General features: G+C 59.8%; 17 protein-coding genes. 7 read left to right on the top strand and 10 right to left on the bottom strand.

From position 1 onward, the window contains the following. Positions 1 to 43: 43 nt before the first annotated feature. Positions 44 to 415, bottom strand: coding sequence for a response regulator (locus IEW09_RS07185; RefSeq protein WP_188553513.1), 372 nt, complete (start codon positions 413 to 415; stop codon positions 44 to 46). A gap of 323 nt (positions 416 to 738) precedes the next feature. On the opposite strand from IEW09_RS07185, the gene IEW09_RS07180 reads away from it, so the two are divergent. Continuing rightward, a complete protein-coding gene (locus tag IEW09_RS07180; protein WP_188553512.1) occupies positions 739 to 2,541 on the top strand; it encodes a sodium:solute symporter family protein in 1,803 nt (600 codons plus the stop codon). A 22-nt stretch (positions 2,542 to 2,563) separates the two neighbouring features. Continuing rightward, positions 2,564 to 2,818, top strand: a complete 255-nt coding sequence (locus IEW09_RS07175) for a hypothetical protein (RefSeq protein ID WP_188553511.1) — start codon at positions 2,564 to 2,566, stop codon at positions 2,816 to 2,818. 133 nt (positions 2,819 to 2,951) lie between these two features. Here the strand turns inward: IEW09_RS07175 and IEW09_RS07170 are convergent, their stop codons facing one another. Next, on the bottom strand, positions 2,952 to 3,455 hold the full coding sequence (locus tag IEW09_RS07170) for a MarR family winged helix-turn-helix transcriptional regulator (RefSeq protein WP_188553510.1): 504 nt from the start codon (positions 3,453 to 3,455) through the stop codon (positions 2,952 to 2,954). A 48-nt stretch (positions 3,456 to 3,503) separates the two neighbouring features. On the opposite strand from IEW09_RS07170, the gene IEW09_RS07165 reads away from it, so the two are divergent. Further along, the gene (locus IEW09_RS07165) at positions 3,504 to 4,211 is read left to right on the top strand and encodes a hypothetical protein (protein ID WP_188553509.1); all 708 of its coding nucleotides are present in this window, start codon (positions 3,504 to 3,506) and stop codon (positions 4,209 to 4,211) included. A 63-nt stretch (positions 4,212 to 4,274) separates the two neighbouring features. Further along, positions 4,275 to 6,773 (top strand): serine/threonine-protein kinase, encoded by a 2,499-nt coding sequence (locus IEW09_RS07160; RefSeq protein WP_188553508.1) that lies wholly within the window; start codon positions 4,275 to 4,277, stop codon positions 6,771 to 6,773. Positions 6,774 to 6,779: 6 nt separating this feature from the next. Here the strand turns inward: IEW09_RS07160 and IEW09_RS07155 are convergent, their stop codons facing one another. Together IEW09_RS07155 and IEW09_RS07150 are read right to left on the bottom strand one after the other, a co-directional pair. Beyond that, positions 6,780 to 7,691 (bottom strand): amidohydrolase family protein, encoded by a 912-nt coding sequence (locus IEW09_RS07155; protein WP_229739160.1) that lies wholly within the window; start codon positions 7,689 to 7,691, stop codon positions 6,780 to 6,782. A gap of 58 nt (positions 7,692 to 7,749) precedes the next feature. Beyond that, positions 7,750 to 8,835 (bottom strand): hypothetical protein, encoded by a 1,086-nt coding sequence (locus tag IEW09_RS07150; RefSeq protein ID WP_188553507.1) that lies wholly within the window; start codon positions 8,833 to 8,835, stop codon positions 7,750 to 7,752. Between the two features lie 204 nt (positions 8,836 to 9,039). Here IEW09_RS07150 and eno point away from each other — a divergent pair, with 204 nt between their 5' ends. Next, positions 9,040 to 10,479 carry a phosphopyruvate hydratase gene (eno, locus tag IEW09_RS07145; RefSeq protein ID WP_505661217.1) on the top strand — a complete coding sequence of 480 codons (1,440 nt, stop codon included), beginning with the start codon at positions 9,040 to 9,042 and terminating at the stop codon, positions 10,477 to 10,479. A gap of 546 nt (positions 10,480 to 11,025) precedes the next feature. Continuing rightward, the gene (gene gpmI, locus IEW09_RS07140; protein WP_188553506.1) at positions 11,026 to 12,648 is read left to right on the top strand and encodes a 2,3-bisphosphoglycerate-independent phosphoglycerate mutase; all 1,623 of its coding nucleotides are present in this window, start codon (positions 11,026 to 11,028) and stop codon (positions 12,646 to 12,648) included. Positions 12,649 to 12,667: 19 nt separating this feature from the next. Here gpmI and IEW09_RS07135 read toward each other — a convergent pair whose 3' ends face one another. The 5 genes from IEW09_RS07135 to IEW09_RS07115 form a co-directional block, all read right to left on the bottom strand. Further along, positions 12,668 to 13,669 (bottom strand): metallophosphoesterase, encoded by a 1,002-nt coding sequence (locus IEW09_RS07135; RefSeq protein WP_188553505.1) that lies wholly within the window; start codon positions 13,667 to 13,669, stop codon positions 12,668 to 12,670. A 68-nt stretch (positions 13,670 to 13,737) separates the two neighbouring features. Then, entirely contained in the window at positions 13,738 to 14,337 is a 600-nt protein-coding gene (gene recR / locus IEW09_RS07130; protein WP_263369089.1) for a recombination mediator RecR, read from the bottom strand. Beyond that, positions 14,337 to 14,660, bottom strand: a complete 324-nt coding sequence (locus IEW09_RS07125; RefSeq protein ID WP_188553504.1) for a YbaB/EbfC family nucleoid-associated protein — start codon at positions 14,658 to 14,660, stop codon at positions 14,337 to 14,339. Before IEW09_RS07125 ends, recR begins: the two co-directional genes overlap by 1 nt. Next, positions 14,660 to 16,690 carry a DNA polymerase III subunit gamma/tau gene (gene dnaX, locus IEW09_RS07120; protein ID WP_188553503.1) on the bottom strand — a complete coding sequence of 677 codons (2,031 nt, stop codon included), beginning with the start codon at positions 16,688 to 16,690 and terminating at the stop codon, positions 14,660 to 14,662. Before dnaX ends, IEW09_RS07125 begins: the two co-directional genes overlap by 1 nt. Positions 16,691 to 16,768: 78 nt before the next feature. Beyond that, entirely contained in the window at positions 16,769 to 17,224 is a 456-nt protein-coding gene (locus IEW09_RS07115) for an SET domain-containing protein (protein ID WP_188553502.1), read from the bottom strand. A gap of 135 nt (positions 17,225 to 17,359) precedes the next feature. On the opposite strand from IEW09_RS07115, the gene IEW09_RS07110 reads away from it, so the two are divergent. After that, positions 17,360 to 18,061 (top strand): outer membrane protein assembly factor BamD, encoded by a 702-nt coding sequence (locus IEW09_RS07110; RefSeq protein ID WP_188553501.1) that lies wholly within the window; start codon positions 17,360 to 17,362, stop codon positions 18,059 to 18,061. Position 18,062: 1 nt separating this feature from the next. On the opposite strand, the gene IEW09_RS07105 is transcribed toward IEW09_RS07110, so the two are convergent. Beyond that, positions 18,063 to 19,943, bottom strand: a complete 1,881-nt coding sequence (locus tag IEW09_RS07105) for a SpoIIE family protein phosphatase (protein ID WP_188553500.1) — start codon at positions 19,941 to 19,943, stop codon at positions 18,063 to 18,065. Positions 19,944 to 19,954: the final 11 nt, after the last annotated feature.

The following is a 19,954-nucleotide window of genomic DNA, read 5'->3' as shown; positions in this document are numbered from 1 at the left end:
AACGGCAATCGACATCGTTTATCGCACAGGCTTTTCAGTAGGCTCAGGCAGGATGGGCCACAAGGCTGTCTACGCTAGCCAGCAGATTGTCAGGAGGAAGTGGCTTCAGACGGAAGAGCACATTCAGCCCCGTGTACTCGTCTTCGGCCTCTTCCAGTCCACTGATGACCAGCACAGGAAGCAGTGGCTGGGTCTGTCGAAGCTGGCTGACAAACTCCGATCCATTCATTCCAGGCATGATGTGGTCGGTGATGACCAGATCGATCGGTGCAGCAAATCCGCTGCCCTGAAACTGGTCTAGCGCCTGTTTGGGGTTGAGCACCGCAATCGCATAATACCCCGCACGCCTTAAAATTGCCTGCCGGGTGGCTACCTGCACTGCATTGTCATCGATAAGAAGAATGGTTGCGGTCATGCTGCTTCTATTGCTCCAAGGAGAAAGTCCAACAAAGTCGATCAGCCTTACTCCTTTTTGACGGAGCAAGAGAGGAAAAAAGCCAAGATGCACTGCCATTTTTATCTGGGCTGCAGTGCATTCACGGAATCGTGTCCAACTAACCCTGTGATGCGCTGCTAACTCGGCAAGTTATCCGGCGTCTCCATATTACCTTTCATCCTGCGGCAGATACGGTATATACCGAATCGTTTTAGGCCCCTCTACGCTGGACGCCGAATATCGTAACGATTTAGAGTTGCCCTGAGCGTCCAATTCAAACTCTGCTTTAAACAAGGGTTATCGTGTCCTTATCCATCATTGACTGGCTCATCATGCTGGTCTATTTCGTCTTCGTTCTGGGCATCGGCTTCGCCCTCAAGCGATACATGCGTACCAGCAACGACTTCTTCCTCGCCGGACGCTCGATTCCGGCCTGGGTCTGCGGCCTCGCCTTCATCTCCGCCAACCTCGGAGCCCAGGAAGTCATCGGCATGGGCGCATCGGGCGCCAAGTACGGCATCATCACCAGCCAGTTCTATTGGATCGGCGCGATTCCCGCCATGGTCTTCGTCGGCGTCTTCATGATGCCGTTCTACTACGGCTCGAAAGCGCGGTCGGTGCCCGAGTACCTGCGCATGCGCTTCGACGAGAAGACCCGCGCCGTCAACGCCTTCTCGTTTGCCGTCATGACCATCTTCAGCTCCGGCATCTCGATGTATGCCATGGCGCTGCTCATCCAGACCCTCGGCCTCTTCCACGGCATCATCCCCGACCAGTACGTCTTCCACGTCTCCATCATCCTGTCGGCGATCATCGTTCTCGGCTATATCTTCCTCGGCGGCCTCACCAGCGCTATCTATAACGAAGTGCTGCAGTTCTTCCTCATCGTCGCAGGCTTCGCTCCTCTGGTCTGGATCGGTCTGCGCAACGTCGGCGGATGGGAGGGCATCAAGCGCACTCTGCCAGCCAACATGACCCACTCGTGGCAGGGCATGGCGCACGCCTCCACCAACACCCTCGGCGTCGAATGGGTCGGCCTCGCCATGGGCCTCGGCTTCGTCCTCAGCTTCGGCTACTGGTGCACCGACTTCCTCGTCATCCAGCGCGCCATGGCTGCCGACTCCGAGGTCTCGGCACGCCGCGTCCCCCTCATCGCTGCCATTCCGAAGATGTTCTTCCCGTTCCTCGTCATCCTGCCCGGTCTCATCGCCATCACGGTGACCTCGCACATGGCGACGCCTCACTCTGCCGTCTTTGCCACTACGGCACCCAACGGCCACGCCCTTCCGCTCGACGAGCAGCATCCCCACGGCATCATCCCCGAGAAGATGAACGCCATCACCGGCCAGCCTGTGCTCGACACCAACGGCAACCCGGTCTATAACTACGACCTCGCCATCCCGGTCATGCTCCTCCACTTCTTCCCAACCGGAATCCTCGGCCTCGGCCTCACCGCGCTCCTCGCCAGCTTCATGTCCGGCATGGCCGGCAACGTCACTGCGTTCAACACCGTTTGGACCTACGACATCTATCAGGCCTACATCAATAAGAAGGGAACAGACGCGCACTACCTCTGGATGGGTCGCATGGCAACCATAGGCGGGGTCGTCTTATCCATTGGTGCGGCCTACGCCGTCACCAACTTCAACAACATCATGGACGCGCTGCAGCTCGTCTTCTCCATCGTCAATGCGCCGCTCTTCGCCACCTTCCTGCTCGGCATGTTCTGGAAGCGGACCACCGGTCACGGAGCCTTCACCGGCCTGCTTGCAGGCACCGGCGCCGCGCTGCTGCATCACGGCCTCACCATTCCCACCGACGCTCTCCCCGGCATGCACGGCGGTTGGATCGCCATCGTCCACCACTATCCCAGCGACATGGCGCAGAACTTCTGGACCGCCATCTTCGCCTTCTCCGTCAATCTGATCGTGACCATCGCAGTCAGCCTTGCCACCCAGCCTCGCGAAGAATCAGAACTCGTCGGCCTGGTCTACTCGCTCACGCCCAAGCCCGAAGAAGGCCACCTGAGCTGGTATCAAAAGCCCGCGACGCTGGCCATTGCCGTCCTCGCCATCCTAGTCGTCCTCAACCTCGTCTTCGCCTAGACGCTAACGAAAGGAGATCTCCATGGGACTCGACATTCGCATCCCCCTCGGCCTCATCTTCCTGGTGACAGGCGGCCTGATGAGCGTCTATGGCTTCATCACCCGCGGTAACGCCGCCATCTACGAAAAGTCGATGGGCATCAACCTGAACCTGACCTGGGGCCTCATCATGTTCTTCTTCGGCCTCGTCATGTTCATCATCGGACGCCGCAAAAAATGGCAGGACGACCCCGTCACCCCCCGTCCCTGGGAGCGCGGCGCCGGTCCGCACCACTAAAAAATCGGCCAAACCCGCGTCGTCTAGTCAGCCACCAGCGACACGTCATCTCGACCGGAGCTGGGCGGTCTCAACGCGCAGCGCAGTGGAGAGACCCCTGTATTTCGTCCTTGTCTTTGTTGTTGCTCGTTCTCTACCCCTCTGAATTTGCCGTAGCATTCCCCGGCTTACCCAACTGGCTATAACCCGGATGAACGCCTCGCGCCAGGCCCTGTTCATTCGCAATGCGCTGCAGTAGCTGAGCGAGTTGTTCGCGCTCCTCTGCATTCAATGCTCCACAGATCACATCGTTATGCTCGCGGCCTATCTTCCCGATGGCCGCGAGCGTCTCGCGGCCCTTGTCCGTGATACGCAGGGAATAGGTGCGGCGGTCGTTTCCATTGGCCTGACGAGCAACCAGCTCCAGCGCCTCCAACTCATCGATCAGCGCAACCAGACGGCTGGCATGCATCCGCAGCGTCGCCGCCAGTTGACGTTGGCTCTGGCTCTCCGCTCGATTCAGAATCCCCAAGATCCCCACATGCTGCGGGGCTAGCTTCAGTGGCATCAACTGCTCCGCAAACCGTCTCGCGGCGTGGGTGCCGAGCTGGGTAAGAAGAAAGGCTACGGAGTCATGTCCGGGCGCAACCGCTTTCATAATTTCGATTATTGCATGTAGTAATCGTTAATGATATTAACGATTACTATGGAAAACGTATTGACCAACCCGTCTTCGCGGGCGAACCGCCATCTTGGCCCTTCGCTGCTGCTTGTGGCGATCATCTATATCCTCCTGGTGATCGCCGGAATCTTCACCGGAGTTCTGCTTGCGCCGCGTTCTGCGTTCCCAATGCCCTTCCAGCCGGTACAAAATGCGGTGACTTACTTCTCGCTCTACAGCAAAGCAGCGCGATGGGCGTCGCTCATCGAGTTTGCATCCGCGATCCCCCTCGGGATTTTTACTGTGACGGTCGTAAGCCGCCTGCGCTTTCTCGGTGTGCGAGCGACCGGCGAGCTCATCGCCCTTTACGGCGGAATCACCGCCTCCGCCATGCTGATCGTGTCGGCGCTCTGCAGTTGGTCTCTCTCCACTCCCGGCATCACCGACCTGCCAGGAGCAGTCCGTTCGCTCCAGATCCTCGGTTTCGCCGCCGGCGGCCCGGGCTTCGTCGTTCCGTTCGGCCTCCTGCTCGCCGGAGTGTCGATCACCAGCGGCTTCTATCGTCTGTTGCCTCGGTGGCTTGTCATTCTCGGCATCTTCCTCGCCATAGCGTCGGAGCTGGCCATCTTTTCTCTCGTCACCTGGAAGGCCGCTTTCTTCCTTCCCATAGGCCGGTTTGTCAGCTTCATCTGGCTGATCGGAGTGGGCATCGCCATGCCAGCAGTCAGAAAGAGCAGTACCGGAACGGAATAGCACAGAAGATTTGCTAAGCCATGCATTAACCTTTCCCACGTCAGGGCTTGCAATAATAGAGGTATGAAGCGACGCGTTATTGAACAGTATGAATTCGTTCGCAAGATCGGTGCGGGCGGTAGCGGCGTCGTGTACCTTGCAAACGACACCCTCCTCCAGCGCCCTGTAGTCCTCAAGCTGCTGAAACGCGGCAACTTGACCGTGCAGCAGATGCGAACCACGCAGCTTCGCGAAGCCCGGCTGGCCTCGGCCATCGACCACCCTAACGTCTGCGCCATCTACGAGGTAGGCGAGGCGAGGGAAGAGTCCGGCGGCGAAGAAGAAGCCTACATCGTCATGCAATACATCCCCGGCAAGTCGCTCGATAAGGTTATCGGCGAAGGCCCGGCCAGCCTCCAGCTCACCCTCTCGGCAGGCATCCAGATCTCCGACGGTCTCTCCGCCGCGCACAACCTCGGCATCTTCCATCGCGACCTCAAGCCCGCCAACGTCATGCTCACCGACGGCGGCCTCATCAAAATTCTCGACTTCGGCCTCGCTCGCCGCCTCACTCCCGACAAGGCCGAGTTCGACCCCGCCGGTCCCGACAGCAAGCGCAACCCGCCCAACATGGGAGCCACCTATACCGCTCGCGGCGGCACCATCGCCTACATGGCGCCCGAGCAGTTCGTCACCGGCCAGTCCAGCGTCCAGTCCGACATCTTCGCCCTCGGCCTCATCCTCTACGAGCTCGCCACCGGACGCCATCCCTTCCACCGCCCCGACGCGCCCGACTTCCAAAGCATCCGCGCCATCCAGTACGCCGAGCCGCCATCGATCCGCACCATCGCGCCCCATCTCCCGGTCGAGCTCGAGAGCGTCATCTTCCGCTGCCTCGAAAAGCAGCCCTCCGCCCGCTTTGCCTCCTCCGCCGACGTGCGCGAGGCCCTTAAGACCATCATGATGGCCATGCAGCTCGACTCCGTCCTCCTCCACGGAGAGTCGGTCTCGCTCCTGCCCTCACAGGGCGGAAAGAACCACAACCAAAAGGAGACGCCCGAGGAAGAGAAGCGCACCACCGGCCTCCTCTCCATGCTCGCCGAACGCTTCCGCGAGTCCACCCCCGCCGAGGTCAGCACCCAGAACACCATCGTCGTTCTGCCCTTCATCAACTACGGTCCAGCCGATGTCGCGCCGCTCTACGGCTACGCCCTCGCCGACGCCATCGCCGCCCGCCTCGCGCGCATGCCGTCGCTCGTCGTCCGCCCCTCCAGCTCGCTGATGAACGTCTCCACCCAGCAGCTCGATCCGCTCAGCGTCGGCAAAAAGCTGCTCGTGCACTTCGTGCTGGCCGGCAACTTCCTCCGCTCCGACAAGGGATTCGACCTCAACTGGCAGCTCCTCGACGTCCCCAGCCAAAGCGTTCGTGCAGGTGGCTCCATCAACGTAGGCTCCTTCGATCTGGTGTCAGTGCAGTCCGAGATCTGCAATGAAGTCTTCAGCACCTTGCAGGGCTTCGGCGATCTGCAGCAACAGCCCGAAAGCCATCGCGCCACCTCGCTCTCCGAAGACGTCTCCGAAGAGTATTTGCAGGCCCGCGCCGTGCTCTCCTCCTTCATGACCCGCACCGGCAGCCGCGACGACCTCGACCGCGCCCGCACCCTCTTCGAATCCGTCGTGAACCAGAACGAGAAGTACGCTCCCGGCTGGTCAGGCCTCGGCATCACCCACCTGCAATATGCACGCAACGGACTAGGCGGCCAGATGCACGTCCTCGAAGCCCGCCGCGCCTTCGACAAAGCACTCTCACTCGATTCCGGCTCGGTCGAAGCCAATCTCTACCGCGTCTACATGCTGCTCTCCCGCGGCGAAAAAGAATCGGCCCGTCACGGCATCGAACACCTCCTCCAGACCGCAGGCAACGACTGGAACGTCCGCCTCGTCGCTGGCATGACGCTCCGCATCGACGGCATGTACGAAGAGGCGCTCGACCAGTTCAACGCCTCGCTGCGCATGAACCCATCGAACGCCGCCATGGTCTACAACCATCGCGCCCGCGTCTACCAGTACCAGAACCAGATGGAACTGGCCGCCGACGAGATCCAAAAGGGCCTCACACTTGAGCCCAAACAACCCCTCCTCCGCATCTCTCTCGGCTACCAGCAGATGCGCACCGGCGACCTTCCCCGCGCCATCGAAACCCTCGAAAACGTCATCCGCGACGAAAAATCGCTGCGCATCGTCTTTCCCACCATCGCCCTCTGCTATGTGCAACTGGGCGATCGCGAGAAAGCCGCCAGCTTTATCATCGACGAGACGCTCGCCGCCGCCGAAGCCGACAGCGAGATGGCCTATCGCCTCGCCACCTACTTTGCCGTCGAAGGCGACGAGTCCGAGGCGCTTCACTGGCTGCGCCGCGCCATCTACCTCGGCAACGAGAACTATCCCTGGTTCAGCATCAATCCCGCATGGCGCAAGCTAAGCGGCCACGCCGACTTCGAGCGCATCCTCGAAGACCTCAAGAAGAGCTATCGCCGCAACCAGAAGAACTGGAAGCGTCTGCTCGCACAGGTCAGGGACTAGATTCCGCTAAAGCCCGAAGGGCCAAACCTGTTGCACTGTCTTGTAGAGCACTTGCTCATGATCTGCTGCTGACATGAAGTCAAGGTGATCGCGAAACAGTGCAACAGCTCTGGCATACGAAAGCTGCTTCAATGAGATCGGCCAGTCGGTGCCCCACATCAGGCGTTCAGCGCCAAACCTGTCGTAGAGTCGCTTCACCTGCTCGGCAGCATCCGCGTAGGGATACGCCTGCTTCGAGAGCGACCACATGTGCGAGATCTTGACGAAGACCCTCGGGTAGCGAGCCAGCGCCAGCAACAGTTCAAGCTTCTTCGGCTCATCCAACGGCGAATCCGCCATGTGATCGATCACCACCGTCAGCTCAGGATTCTGTTCAATCAGCGAAACCAGATCGGGAAGCCGCGTCACCGGCGTCAGCACCGTCATCGGAACTTTCAACTGCGCGCATCGTCTCCACAGCGGATGCATCAGTGGACCACGAATCCAATCCCCATCGGCGGCCGCAGAAGGACTGATCCTGACCCCATCAAAGCCCTGCTCCGTAAGCTCGCTCAGATGGTCCGGTGCCACCGGATCCTCCGGATTAACCCGGCACACGCCTTTGAAATAGAGCGGATAACGCTTCAACACCGAAGCAAGATAGCTGTTGTCCCACCGATAGTCAATCACCTGAATGAGAACCGTTCGAGCGACGCCATTCGCCTTCATCAGCTCCAGCAGCATCTCCGCCGAAGCATCCTCTGGAGGAACATGCGCTCCCTCTGCAAAAGGAAACGTAGGATCGTGCTTCCACACATGCACGTGCGAATCGATCAGTATCTGTGTTTGCGTGGAAGCAAAAGAAGTCGCTGAGGGAAGCGCAGCGGTGGCAGCAATCGATGCGGCAAGAAAGCGGCGGCGGTTCATCAAATCAGGCACCAAAGAGATCAGGAGATGTACTACCACCAATTTGATGAGCCGCCGTCAAGCCTCATAGCTACTGAACCGGCACCGTAGCCACCGCGGAATAAGGAGCCGCAGCTTCACGCGGCGCAGCCACGCTGCTCACATTGTTGTTGGTCGTGGCATCGCTGTTCGTGACGTTGCTGCTCATTGCGTTATTGCTCAGCGGCTTCAGAATCATCGGCGTCGTCAGGCTGAACACCAGATTTGAATCCTTGGGCAGCGCCTCCTGCCGATCCTGCTTCAGCCAGATAATCGTGCTCGCTCCCGCGCCAATCCCCGCGCCCACAAGAGCGCCCACGCCGCCACCTACCATCGCGCCCGCCGCCGCCGCACCACCAGTCGCCACCGACATCGCCGCCAGCGTCTCCTTCGGATGGTCCTTGCGAACCAGCGTACCTTCGTTGTTCACGCTGCTGTGGTCAGTCTGGTCGGTATCGATAAGCTGTGCATGAATCACATAGTGCGAGCCATCCGGCAGCGTCACATCATGCGCCTCAAGGTGCAGCGCCGCCCGACCCGAGATGCGCCGTCCGCTGCGAACTTCGGTCACGCGCCCCTCGACCATCGATCCGATCGGCAGAATCACTCGCCCATCCTTCTCGACCGGCTGCGTCAGCGAAGCCGAAAACGGCGAACCCTCCAGCGTGCTCGTCGTCGAAAGTCCCTGCGTGATGCGCGCCCGCAGCAGCGTCCCCTCGCGAATCTCGCCCTCGCGCTCCGGCACGCTGGTCACAATCCCGGCATCGGCAGCCGGCGAATCCGCCACCGCATTCGTATCCGAATCCGGAACAGTCGTCGTCACAATATTTGCATCCGGATCGAAGGCCGCCGTAGTCGGTGTATCAGCCGGTGCTGCCGCTGGCGCAGCCTCTCCAGCCGCACGATAAGGCACATACGGTCCATAGGTAATCGTATTGGTGTTCGATGAGTCCGCAGGCACAGCCGCCGAGGGCTTTGCCTCAGGCACACGCGGCGTCAGCACCGGGGTCGCCGGGGCGCTATCGTCCGTCGTGGTAATCACCGCCGGGGGAGGCGTCGAAACTCCAGTCCGCGCATCCTGCGCGATCACGGGAACGGTGACGAAAACAAGAGCGGCGGTCGCAATCGAAAGCTTCATGGCTGGTCCTCTGAACAATTTCAAGGCCTGATTTTTAGACAGGCCATTAAAGAGAAGGTTAGAGCGAATCACCGCCTGCGAGAAACAAATATGGCGAAAGGGAATCGAACCTGCTACTCCCGTCTCCACGAGGTAAACAGCTCATTTCAAGCGATTCACGCCCCATTCAGCCGGGTTCCGAAATGCTTTGCTAAAATCCAGTGAGTGAGCTCTCCCGACGCAGGATTGGTGCAGACAATCGCCGCAACTGGCGGTGCTCCCGTTCGCGTCGACCGCCGCCCCAAATTGAATGAGCGCCTGATGCATCGCGTCGTCGCCCAGCACCGCCAAAATTCAAACCATAGGAGCAACATGACCGAGATCGTCTCTATCCACGCCCGCGAAATCCTCGACTCCCGAGGAAACCCCACCGTCGAAGCCGACGTCATCCTCGATGGCGGAGCCAAGGGGCGCGCTGCAGTTCCCAGCGGAGCCTCCACCGGCGAGCACGAGGCCGTAGAACTTCGCGACGGCGACAAGGGCCACTATCTCGGCAAGGGCGTCCTCAACGCGGTCGAAAATGTGGAGTCGATCCTCGCTCCCGAGCTCACCGGCATGGACGCCAGCAACCAGCGCCTCATCGACGCCACCATGATCTCGATCGACGGCACCGAAAACAAGGGCAAGCTCGGCGCCAACGCCATCCTCGCCGTCTCCATGGCCGTCGCCCGCGCCTCAGCCGAAGCCCTCAACCTGCCCCTCTACCGCTACCTCGGCGGCGTCAACGCCTGTCTTCTGCCCACCCCGATGATGAACATCCTCAACGGCGGCTCCCACGCCGACTCCAACGTCGACTTCCAGGAGTTCATGGTCATGCCGGTCGGCGCCGAGACCTTCTCGGATGCGCTCCGCTGGGGCACCGAAGTCTTCCATACCCTCAAGGGCGTGCTCAAGAAGAAGGGCTACAACACCGCCGTCGGCGACGAAGGCGGCTTCGCTCCCAACCTCAAGTCCAACGAAGAAGCGCTCGATCTCATCCTCGAAGCCATTCAGCTCGCTGGCTACACCCCCGGCGAAGACATCTCCATCGCGCTCGACCCCGCCTCCAGCGAGTTCTACAACAAGGAGACCGGCAAGTATGTCTTCAAGAAGTCCGACAAGCGCGAGCTGACCTCCGAGCAGATGGCCGCCTACTGGCAGGACTGGGCGCAGCGTTACCCCATCGTCTCCATCGAAGACGGCCTCGCCGAAGACGACTGGCAGGGCTGGAAGCTGCTCACCGACCTGATCGGCAACCGCGTTCAGCTCGTCGGCGACGATCTCTTCGTCACCAACACCGCCCGTCTGCAGCAGGGCATCGAGCAGAAGGTCGCCAACTCCATTCTGATTAAGGTCAACCAGATCGGCACCGTCACCGAGACCCTCGAAGCCATCGAGCTGGCCCGCCGCTTCGGCTACACCAGCATCATCAGCCACCGCTCCGGCGAGACCGAAGACACCTTCATCGCCGACCTCGCGGTAGGCACCGGCGCCGGACAGATCAAGACCGGCTCCGCCAGCCGAACCGACCGCATCGCCAAGTACAACCAGCTCCTCCGCATCGAAGAAGAGCTCGGACAGTCCGCCGAATTCCTCGGCATCGAGTCCGTCAACTTCGGCGAATAGCCAAAGCAACAAATTAAAGCCGTGCCCACAGCAAAAGGGGCACGGCTTTTTTCTGCTCTCAACCCCAAATCTCAGAAGCGAGTCACGCTGAGCGCAGCGAAGAATCCCCGCAGTTGCTCTTGCAGTTGCCCCTTGCTTTTGTTCTTGCCCTGGCCTCTAGGTACGCCAAGGCTTCAGCCTTGGCCCTCTCCACCGGAGCAATAAAACGGGGCTTTAGCCCCTGGGGCATGCTTTCTCTCGTAATCGGCATGAAAATCAACCAGTGGAGAATCTGTCAAGTCGAAAATAGAATAAGCCTCCCAAAATCAATAACATAAAATTGCAAAAGAGTTATGCCCCATCTCGTATAATCGACACAGTAGGCAAAACAAGCCCGGCATATCGCCGGGCTTTCGCATTTAACCAGACTTGCCTTAGACCTCGAGAACTCAAACCATTTCTTTTGAAGACTTTAGGACTTAAGTACACCAGGGGGTATACCGCACCATAAAGCCAAAACGTCGTTTACGCATGTAAGCGGTAACTCTTGTTATCCTGACCTAAACCATGTCAAACAAACCGATCGTTCTTACCATCCTCGACGGCTGGGGCTACCGCGCCGAAACCAATGGCAACGCCATCGCGCTCGCCCGTAAACCCGTCTACGACAAGCTGTTGGCTGAATTTCCCAACACCCTCATCCGAGCCAGCGAGCACTTCGTCGGTCTGCCCGACGGCCAGATGGGCAACTCCGAGGTCGGTCACCTCAACCTCGGCGCAGGCCGCATCGTCCGCATGGACATGACGCGCATCGACACCGCTATCGCCGACGAGAGCCTCTTCCGCGACCCCGTTCTTACGAACGCTTTTAATCTCGCCGCGTCACGGCACGCCGGTCTGCACCTCTTCGGCCTGCTCTCCGACGGCGGCGTCCACTCGCATCAGCGCCATCTCTACGCGCTTCTGCGCATGGCTGCGAGACACGGCCTCACCCGCGTCTTCGTCCACGCCTTTATGGACGGTCGCGACACCATGCCCAACAGCGGCGTCGGCCATCTCGAAGCGTTGCAGCAGCAGTTCCGCGAGATCGGCGTCGGCCAACTCGCCTCTGTCTCCGGCCGCTACTACGCGATGGACCGCGACCTGCGCTGGGAAAAAGAGCTGCAAGCCTTCGACGCCATGGTCACAGGCACCGCGCAGGGCGGCAGCTATCACGACGCCGTCGCACGCGTGCGCGAGCTCTACAACAACGACATCACCGACGAGTTCATCCCGCCGTTTACGGTTGTGAATTCAAACGGAAACGCCGTCGGCCTCATCCGCGACAACGATGTCTGCGTCAACTTCAACTACCGTGCCGATCGCGCCCGTCAGATCACCCGCGTCCTCGCCCGCAACTCGGACGTTCCCGGCGGTCTCACTGCCAGCGACGCCAACGATCTGCCCAAGGCCGCAGAGCTCGACGCAGAAATTCCACGCGCCCGCGCGCCGAAAAATATCCACTACGTCTGCATGACGCAGTACGACAAAAACTTTAAGCTGCCCATCGTCATCCAGCCCGAGTCGATGGACAACCTTCTCGCCAATCTCATGGCGCAGGCCAACCTCCGCAACCTGCGCGTAGCCGAGACAGAAAAATACGCGCACGTCACCTACTTCTTCAACGGCGGAATCGAAAAGCCATTCCCCGGCGAAGACCGCGCTCTCATCCCATCGCAGAAGGTTGCAACCTACGACCTCGCGCCCGAGATGTCAGCCTCGGGCATCGCCGACGCTGTAGTCAAAGCCGTCAACGACACCGCCTTCGATGTCGTCATCGTCAACTTTGCCAACGCCGACATGGTCGGTCACTCCGGCAAGCTCGAACCCACCATTCGCGCTGTCGAGACCGTCGACACGCAACTCGGACGCATCTATCAGGCAGTCAAGCAGCGCGGCGGATCGCTCCTCGTCACCGCCGACCACGGCAACGCCGAGATGCTCATCGACCCCGCAACCGGCGGCCCGCACACGGCGCACACGACGAATCCAGTGCCGTTCATCTTAGTCAACGATGAAGCGAACACCAGCCACCACCGCATCCTCCGCCCCGGCGGAAGCCTGCGCGACATCTCACCGACGATCCTGACCTTACTCGGTCTCGAAAAACCGAAAGAGATGACTGGCGTGAACCTTAGCGATAAAAGCTAAAACAGCAGCGTGAAGGTCGTTAAACGACCTTCATGCTGCCATCCTGCATCTTGTCGAAGGCATGAATCAGCTTTCCCGTCTCGTCCATATGGCGCAGCGTCATCTTCTCCCGCGTCACTTCCAGATGGCTGAAGCCGTAGACCTTCGCAGCATAAGGTCCGCGCTGCGCCTCATCAATCTTCAACGTGTAGAGATCAGCGCCGCCTCCGCCTGACAGCACGAACGAAGTCGGATGACCATCGAACTCCAGATGCTGCATATCGTGATCATGTCCTGCGAGATACATGTGAACTTTATGCTCGCGCAGCAGCGGCTCCCAGTCGCGGGTCAATATCGGATGATCTCCATGCGGTCCGTTCGAGAAGATCGGATGATGTCCCATCACAACAAGGAATGGCGTCGTGCGCGGCTTCTTCAGCTCAGCCTCAAGCCACGTTAGCTGCTCAGCCTGTTGCTCGGGCGTCAAGGTAAAGTTTGCGCCCTTCGCCTGCTGTCCCGCAGGATGCGGCATATTGCTGTCGAGCGCGATGACCGTCATCAAAGGATTGGTCGCAGGAAAATCGAAGCGATACCAGAGCGACGGCATCGTCCAGCGCGTTCCGCCCTTGCGCGCATACTCCAGCTCGGCTGCCACTTTGCTCTCAGGCATCTTCTGATAGTCATGGTTGCCGGCAATCGCATAGGCAGGGCAATTGAAGGCGCTCTTCGGATACATGTCCTCAAACTGTGTCTTCCATCGCTCCGATGCAACGCCGCCGGGCAGCTTGCCGTACCAATTGTCGCCAAGCATCAACAGAGCATCCGTCGTCAAGCTATGCTCACGAACATACTGCTGCATTGCTCCGGCAACGCGGCTCTGTGCCGCAAAGTCCTCATAGCCCCAATCGCCAACCATTAGAAGCTGAGTCGCCGCAGCGTTGGGCTTATGAGATGGCCGTTTGGCTAAAGAAGGAAGGGAAGTAAAACCTGCAAGTGCACTAAACGCAAAACTCTGACGAAGAAATCCACGACGGCTCAGCATGATATTGGCTCCAGATACTGGATTCGCTTATATCATCGTCGTGCAAAAAGTCTGTGAATCGTCCGCTATTAGAACTCGCGCCGGCCTTCCATCGCCCGCGACATCGTTACCTCGTCCGCATACTCGATATCGCTGCCTGCCGGAACGCCAGTTGCAATCCGAGTCACCCTCACTTCAGGACGCGCTCTGTGGATCTCTCCGGCAAGATAACCTGCCGTAGCTTCACCCTCAGTCGTAGGCGAAGTCGCAAGGATCACCTCATCGACCTCGGCCAATCGAAGCAGCAGATTCGCAATCCGCAACTGCTCCGGCCCGACGCCGCCAATCGGCGAGAGCGTGCCATGCAGAATGTGGTAAACACCGCTGTAGCTGCGAGTCTTTTCGATCGTCGCGATATTGGTCGGCTCTTCCACCACGCAGATCAGCCGCTGGTCGCGCGATGTGCTCGTGCAATAGATGCACGGATCGACATCGGTAATGTTGTTGCAGATCGAACAGAGTCGCAGATGCTGCTTCAACTCGCGAATCGCCGCCGACAGCTTGTCCGCGTCCTCTGCCGAAGACCGCAGCACATGAAACGCCAGCCGCTGCGCACTCTTTGTGCCGATTCCCGGCAGCTTGCGCAGCTCTTCGATCAGCCGCGTCATCGGCTCTGCAAACTGCGCCACTAGGTCAACCCCGGTAGATTCAAACCGCCCATCATTCCGGCAACGCTGGCCTTGATCGCCTCGTCGGCACGTCGTCCAGCCTCGTTTACGGCAGCCAAGATGAGGTCTTCCAGCAATTCAAGATCGCTGCCCGCGCTGCCGATAGCGGACTGCTCGATCTTCAGTCGCAGCACTTCCTTCTTGCCGTTCATCCGAACGGTGACAACACCGCCGCCGCTCGAGGCTTCAACCACAGTCTCAGAGAGCTTGCGCTCCATCTGCTCCTGCATCTGCTTGGCCTGCCCCATCATCTCTTTCATCTTGCCCAGATCGGAAAAATCCATTAATCCCCCTCACGCAGATCGATCACGTTGCGAATCTCGGCATCGAACAGCTTCTGCGCCTGCTGTACTACCGGATGTTCCATCGCCTTGGCCTGTGCGCTGCCAGACTTCGCTGCACGAGGTTTCTTCGCTGCGGCAGACTTTGCAGCTCCCGGCAAAAGCACCAGCTTCAGCGCGCCAGCGCCAGCCTCGCGCAGCGCAGCACGAACAACCTTCTCCGCCTCTGGATTGACGACCATTGGCAGCATCGTCTTCGATAGCTCAGTCTGCACCCGCAACTCGCTGCCTTCGATGCTCCACTCAGCATCGGCCAGCGCATCCGCCGCCGATCCCTGGCTCTTCGCATTCGCCAGCGCCTCGGTCGCAACTCGCTGCAACTCCGCAGCCTCCTGCGACGATTCCGACGGCTGCGACGAAGCCATCTCAGGTGTTACTGCGGAAGCCGCAATCTCGACAGGTGCCGCTTCAACCTTTGGCGGTTCAGGCACAGCTTCGACGACAGGTTCAGGTGCAACTTCCTTCACCGAAGGAACGACTTCTTTCGCGGGAGGAGCTGCAACAGAAACAACAGCAGGCTCCAGCGGCTTGACCGCAACAGGCGCAGGCTCAACTGGCTTAGCCACAACAGGCACAGGAGCAGGAGTTGCCACAACAGGCTTCTCCGCATCGCCTCCCTCAAACCGCTTCCGACTCTTATCCACCTCGAAAGGAGAGAACGCAGGCTTCACATTCACCGGAGCAACAGGCGCACTCATCACGCGGTTCGCAACCGGACTCGGAGCCGCAACCCGCGCTTGCGCAGACGTACTCGGCGTTCGCGGCTGCGCAGCATTTCCGCCAACAGGGAACTGGCTCAACACTTCTTCGACCGGCAGCAGACGGCGCAGATGCACCAGCTTCAGCAGGCCAAGCTCAAAGTGAAAACGCTGCTCCTGCCGATAGCCCAGCTCATCGAACGTCCGCAGCATCACCTGCAAAAACCGCGTCAGTTCCTCTTCGCCGAACAGTGCAGCCGAACGTCCCGCGCGTCGTTGCTCGTCCGCCGAGATCTGCAATAGCTCGCCCGAGACTCCATTGGCGTCGGCGCCATCCGATCCAATTCCTGCGATCTTCGCAATCACGCAGTTCCGCAGATAGCGCACAAACTGCCGCGCCAGTTGTGCCGGACTATTTCCCGCATCGAGCAATTGGTTCGCAACCGTAATGACCTCGGCGCTGCGGTTTCCATCCACGGCCTCAAGAATCTTTTCAAACACCGCATTCGGAACCGTCCCCATCAGCTCGCGAATCTGCGAGGCGTCGAGCACCGGCCTTCCGTCCTGCACCGGAGCGCTGGCGATCGCCTGGTCCATGATGCTGAGTGCGTCGCGCATCGATCCGTCGCCGGCCTCAGCCAGCAGCGACAGCGCAGCTTCGTCGGCATCCACGCCTTCGCGCTGTGCAATGCCGCGCAGTTCGCCGAGAATGTCAACCAGCTTCACTGCATGAAAGCTGAAGTGCTGACACCGCGATCGCACCGTCTGCGGAATGTCCTCAGGCTGCGTCGTCGCCATCATAAAGATGATGTGCTCCGGTGGTTCCTCCAGCGTCTTCAGCAGTGCATTGAAGGCGGCATCCGTAATCTGGTGAGCTTCGTCAAGGATGTAGATCTTGTACTTGTCCCGCGCAGGCTGATACCGTGCAGCATCGCGCAACTCACGAATCTCGTCGATGCCGCGATTGGTGGCAGCGTCGATCTCGATGACATCCACTGCGTTGCCATTACGAATCTCGGTGCAGCTCTCGCATACCTCGCAAGGCTCCGCCGTCGGCCTCTGCGCGCTGCCAATCGCGTTGCGGCAGTTCAGCGCCATCGCCAGAATGCGCGCAATCGTCGTCTTGCCGATGCCGCGATGTCCGCTGAAGATGTAGCCGTGGGCGATTCGCCCCTGAGTCAGCGCGTTCATCAGCGTGACGGTCACATGGTCCTGTCCCGCAACATCCGCGAAACGCTGTGGCCGGTATTTTCTTGCAAGAACCTGATATGCCATAAATGATGAGTGCGCTCTCGTCGCCGCAGGTCTTCTCGTCTCGATTGCCGCTGGTTTATTGTATCGTCCGCAACGAGCTTACTTCTTCTTCGCTGCTCGCCTGGCTCGCCGCGCCCGGCGCTTCACTTCGTCGTCGCTGAACATCGTTCCCCGGCACTGTGCCGAGCCGCAGTAGCAGTCGGCGTCACTGTCGTCGCTGTCGCACAGGTTGTACTCGTAGGTCAGTTCTTCTCCAGCGGCGATATCACGAATCGCGACGATATAGATTCGCCCATCGAAGTCCTCCGTCTCGCAGTTCGGATCGCACGAGTGGTTGATGAACATCGCCGTGCCAAAACCGTCGATCACCGTTCCATTGTCTCCGCAACTAAACAGGTAAGTGATGAAACGGTCCTTATAGCGCTCGTCGGCGACCTCTTTGGTAAATCGCGGCCCCTCGTACTCGCAGACCTTTGATCCCTTTTTGAAGCTTCGCGTCGTGTAGCAGCCCGCCGCATGGATCGACGAAGAACGGATAATGAGACCTTTAGACATGAGTTAGAAGAATCCATCCATTGAAAAATAAGCGGCACAACCACCCGATGCTGACTATAACAAACCCTCCCGTCCTATCGTCAAAGCATCAGGAGAAGTAATCTATAAGCGTTGAGAGAAGTAATCTATTCACTGATGTCTGCGAGCACTACAACCCGATTTTTGTTGGCCGCGACGGTACTCTCTACTGCAGCCTGCCTGGCTCAAACGACCTCTGCGCCATGCCCGGCGGACCAGCCCGCCGCCAAGCCCTGCACCTCGGCACCTTCGACCCAGCAGCCTCCGGCTGCTCCCGCACCGACCCAACAGTTCCCATTCCCCGGCGAAACGAATACCCCTGCCGTTCCCGCTGCACCGAACACCCCCAATCCCTCTGCCGCCAGTCAACATCCGTTCCCGACCGGGGCTGCTCCCGATATGCCCGGCGAAGCACCTAGCAGTTCCAGCCCGGATAGCAGCTCAAGTTCGAGTTCCAGCTCCAGCAGCAGTTCAAGCAGCGGCGACACCGCCGATACTCCGGACACGCCTACGCCGCCGGTGCGTCGCAGGCTGCCCAAGGTCCAGAATCTTCAGACCCCCGACGAGCGCGTAGACGAAGACATTAATGTCGCCAAGTTCTACTACAACCGCGGCAACTACATGGCGGCCTATCTGCGCAGCAAGGATGCGGTCAAAACCGAGCCTAATTATGCCGAGACCCATTTCTCGCTCGCTCAGGCTGCGGAAAAAATGAAAAAGACGGATGAGGCCAAGGCCGAATACACCGCTTACCTTAAGCTCTCTCCCGGCGGCGACAACGCCAAGGCCGCGCAAAAGGCGCTCGAGTCACTTCACTAAATCAAAGCACCCGGAGTACAACTACGGTCTCATCGTCGAAGTGCTCGATGCCCGACTGAAAGTCCGAGACAGCCTTCAGAATCGCCTCAACCGTAGAAGCCGCCGTAGGCTCAACCTGCGACTCCAGCACCTGCCGCAGACGGTCGGTGCCAAACATCTCCCCGGCAGCGTTCTCGGCGTCGGGAATGCCGTCGGAGAAGAAGACGATCATATCGCCGGGCTGCGTCGATAGCGTGAACTCCTCGTAGGAGACGTTGGGAAACAGGCCTAGCGGAAAGCCCTCGGCCTTGATCGTCTTCACCGTCACGCCCTCCGACGTGCGCGAGACAAACACCGGCTGCACCGACCCTGCATTGGCAATCTGCAGCGTCTGGTTCGAGTCGTCCCACACCGCCATCAGCATCGTGACGTACTGCGAGGCCAGCTTGCGCTCCTGCAACTGGTCGTTCAGCGCGGCCAGCATCGCCGCAGGCGACAGGTGCTGCGGAGCCAGCGAACGCAGAATCCCGCTCACCAGCGCGGCATACAGCGCCGCCGGTGCAGCCTTGCCGCTGACATCGCCTACCGCCAGCGCGATTCGCGCAGGCATCCCCGGCGAACCGTAGTCGAGAAAATCATACACATCGCCGCCAATGGACCGCGCCGCAAGAAACTGCACCCCAATTTCCGCCCGCTCGAGCTTCGGCGGACGGGATGGCATCAGCCGTAGCTGCACCTTGCGCGCCATCTCCAGATCACGCTCCATGCGCTGTTCTTCCTCGTGGATGCGTTGGTAGAGCCGTGCGTTCGCAATCGAAATCGCCACCTGTGCAGCCAGCGTCGAGAGCGTCCGCTGATGGTCTTCGTTGTAGTAATTGACCCGTGTATGTTCGAGGTCGAGCACGCCGATGACCTGCCCCTTGTTCAGCAGCGGGACGGCCAGTTCCGAACGCGTCTCGGGGTTTTCGGCGACATAGCGCGGATCCTTTCGTGTATCGGGCGAGAGCACCGGCTCCCTCTGCTGCGCGGCAATCCCGATGATCCCTTGCCCTAGCACGATGGCGCGCTCGCGTGTGATCCGTTCCCCGTAGCGCGAAGAGAAGCGATGCTCGAACTGCTGCGTGCGCTCGTTCCACAGCAGGATGCTGAACATCTGGAAGTCGATGACGCGCTTCAGCAGCTGTCCAATCCGCTCCAGCAGATCGTCGAGGTCGAGAATGCTCGTAATCTCCCGCGAGATTTCGTTCAGCACGGTCAGCGTCTGTGCCTGCCGCGAGACCCGCGTATAAAGCCGCGCATTTTCAATCGCAATCGACATGCGCGAGGCTACCAGCTCCAGCAGCCGCTGGTGCTCCGGCGTAAAGTAGCCCAGCGTCTCCGATTCGATATCGAGCACGCCGATGACCTTGTTCTTCACCAGAAGGGGCACCGCCAGCTCCGACTTTACGTTCGGGTTCGCGCTGATGTAGTGCTCGTACTTGGATACATCGTCGACCAGAAGCGACTTTCGTTGCAGCGCTGCCTGTCCGATGATGCCGCGTCCAATCTTGATGCGCATGCGCTCCACCTCTGGAGCATGGCCGGTCTGGAAGCGCATCCAAAGCTCGTTCGTGCGGTCGTTGACCAGCAAAATGGCGAAGATGCGATAGTCAATCACAGCGCGCACAAGGTCGGCCACCCGATGCATCAGGGTGTTCAGATCTAGCGTAGAGTTCAGCGCATCTGCAATATTGTGGAGAAAGTCCACCTGCAGCGGCTCTACCCGGATGTTCGTAGGCTTGGCAACCGAAGCGCCCTCCTGGGCAGGCGGGCGGTAGTCCCCTTCAAACTGGTGCTGCGGGGCCTCGGCCGGTGCTGGCGCAGCGGGGGGAGTGGTTCGGCGCGGCTTGTCAGCGGTAGGCATGCGAAGAGGCG

Source organism: Edaphobacter dinghuensis (genome assembly GCF_014640335.1).
In the GTDB taxonomy this organism is placed as follows: Bacteria; Acidobacteriota; Terriglobia; order Terriglobales; family Acidobacteriaceae; genus Edaphobacter; species Edaphobacter dinghuensis.
Note: the sequence above shows the minus strand (reverse complement) of the source record. Positions and strands in the feature narration are given on the sequence as shown.